General features: G+C 64.1%; 3 protein-coding genes and 1 pseudogene. All 4 read left to right on the top strand.

From position 1 onward, the window contains the following. The coding region (locus tag FCI23_RS55270; RefSeq protein ID WP_136731702.1) for a group II intron maturase-specific domain-containing protein at positions 1 to 779 on the top strand (779 nt) is incomplete at its 5' end. A gap of 95 nt (positions 780 to 874) precedes the next feature. Then, the gene (locus tag FCI23_RS62925) at positions 875 to 1,204 is read left to right on the top strand and encodes a reverse transcriptase domain-containing protein (protein ID WP_265737872.1); all 330 of its coding nucleotides are present in this window, start codon (positions 875 to 877) and stop codon (positions 1,202 to 1,204) included. Continuing rightward, positions 1,188 to 1,967 carry a reverse transcriptase domain-containing protein gene (locus FCI23_RS62920; protein WP_265737871.1) on the top strand — a complete coding sequence of 260 codons (780 nt, stop codon included), beginning with the start codon at positions 1,188 to 1,190 and terminating at the stop codon, positions 1,965 to 1,967. Before FCI23_RS62925 ends, FCI23_RS62920 begins: the two co-directional genes overlap by 17 nt. 48 nt (positions 1,968 to 2,015) lie before the next feature. Continuing rightward, positions 2,016 to 2,303: pseudogene (locus FCI23_RS55260) on the top strand (hypothetical protein); the annotation flags it as partial.

The following is a 2,303-nucleotide window of genomic DNA, read 5'->3' as shown; positions in this document are numbered from 1 at the left end:
CGCACCATGTCACAAACCTACTACCCATTGTGACGCCCCTTACCCTCCGTGCGGGGAAGGAGTTCCAGCCGTCGGTAGCCGAGCGTCACCTCGAAACAGAAGTTGCCCATTGCGTTGGGGGCGTGATCACGCCCGTGTTGGCAAACCTCTTCCTGCACTACGCGTTTGATGCGTGGATGGCTCGGAACTTCCCGGCCATTGCGTTCGAGCGCTATGTGGATGACGCAGTGGTGCACTGCGTCAGTGAACGCCAAGCCCTGATGATGGTCGAGGCGATCCGGGAAAGGTTCGCGGAGGTCGGTCTGCAATTGCATCCGGCCAAGACTCAGGTGGTGTACTGCAAGGACGCCAACCGGACCGGAAACTATCCGAATCGGTCGTTCACGTTCTTGGGGTTCACGTTCCGGGCGCGCGGGGCGAGGCGCAAGGACGGCAAGGTCTTCACGTCGTTCTTGCCCGCCGCCAGCAAGGAAGCCTTGAAAAGGATGAGCGCAGAGGTCCGCAGTTGGCGGCTACATCTGCGCACAGGCCACACCTTTGTCGAGCTTGCACGGAGGATCAACCCAATCGTGCGCGGCTGGATGCAGTACTACGGGGCGTTCTACCGCACCGAGCTGTATCCTCTCCTGCAACGCATCAACACCTACCTGATGCGCTGGATCCGGCAGAAGTACAAGCGGCTTCGTGCACGCAAGAAAGCCCATGCGAGTTGGAAGCGGGTCACGAAACAGTATCCGCTGATGTTCGCGCAATGGCGCTGGGTGCAATCGCCCTGGTGATCAGGATGAAAAGAGCCCGGTGACGGGAGACTGTCACGCCGGGATCTGTGGGAGCCCGGGGGTGAGATTCCCCCGGGCGACCCGACTGGAACCGGATGTCCTCGGGGACGTACTTCCCGCCCCCGGTCAAGGCGGTGGAGATCCCCAAGACGCACGGTGCCGCAGGTACCCGTGTGCTCGGGGTGCCCACCGTCGCCGACCGGGTGGCGCAGACGGTGGTGGCCGCACACCTGGAGGAGCGGGTGGAGCCCGTGTTCCACCCGGACTCCTATGGGTATCGGCCGGGCCGCTCGGCCTTGAACGCGGTCGAGGTCTGCCGCAGGCGCTGCTGGGAGTACGACTGGGTGATCGATCTGGACATTCCGGAAGTTCTTCGACAGCGTCCGGTGGGACCTCGTCCTCAAGGCCGTGGAAGCACACACTGACGCCCGCTGGGTGACGTTGTATGTGAAGCGGTGGCTGGCCGCTCCGCTGCAACTGCCCGACGGAAGCCTGCTGGAGCGGGACCGGGGCACCCCACAGGGTTCATCGGTCTCGCCCGTCCTGGCGAATCTGTTCCTGCACTACACGTTCGACGCCTGGCTGGCCCGGGAGTTCCCGGCGGTCGTCTTCGAACGATACGCGGATGATGCGGTGGTGCACTGCACCACCGAGTACCAGGCCCGCAGGGTCCTGGCCGCGCTGCACGAGCGGATGACCCAGGTCGGACTGGAACTGCACGCGGACAAGACGAAGATTGCGTACTGCAAGGACAGCAACCGGCGCGGTGCCTTCGAGCACACGTCGTTCACGTTCCTGGGGTACACCTTCCAACCTCGTGCGGCCCGCCGCAAGGACGGGGTGCAGTACACCCGCTTCCTTCCGGCCGCCAGCAAGGACGCCCTGAAGAAGATGAACGCGGTCGTGCGGTCCTGGCGACTGGACCACCGCGTCAACAGCACCGAAGCCGACCTCGCACGCATGATCAACCCGGTTGTGCGGGGATGGATGGCCTATTACGGGGCCTTCCAGCGTTCGGTGCTGACGCCCCTGCTCTACCGCATCAACACCTACCTGCTGCGGTGGATCAGAAAGAAGTACAAGAAGCTGCGGGGATGGAGAAAGGCCCTCGACGCGATGCGCGCCGCTGCCGCCCGACAGCCTCGGTACTTCGCTCACTGGATCTGGGTGAAACCGGCCGTCAGATGACCAGAACGACAAGAGCCGTATGACGGGAGACTGTCACGTACGGATTCTGTGGGAGCCCGAGGGCGAGATTCCCTCGGGCTACCCGACATCCAAGCCCACGGCATCGAACCCGCACCCCAGCGCGACCACCAGACCTGGGCCGGCTTCCTGCGCAGCCAAGCACACGCGATCCTCGCCGCCGACTTCTTCGAAACCCGCACCCTGACCGAGGCCCGACTGTACGTCTTCGCCGTCATCGAGCACGCCACCCGCCGCATCCACATCATGGGCACGACCGCCCACCCCACCGCGGCCTGGACCATGCAACTCGCCAGAAACCTGGTCATGGACCTGCAG

Origin of the sequence: Actinacidiphila oryziradicis, from assembly GCF_005047355.1 — a bacterium.
In the GTDB taxonomy this organism is placed as follows: domain Bacteria; phylum Actinomycetota; class Actinomycetes; order Streptomycetales; family Streptomycetaceae; genus Actinacidiphila; species Actinacidiphila oryziradicis.
This window is presented reverse-complemented; position numbering and strand designations above follow the sequence as displayed.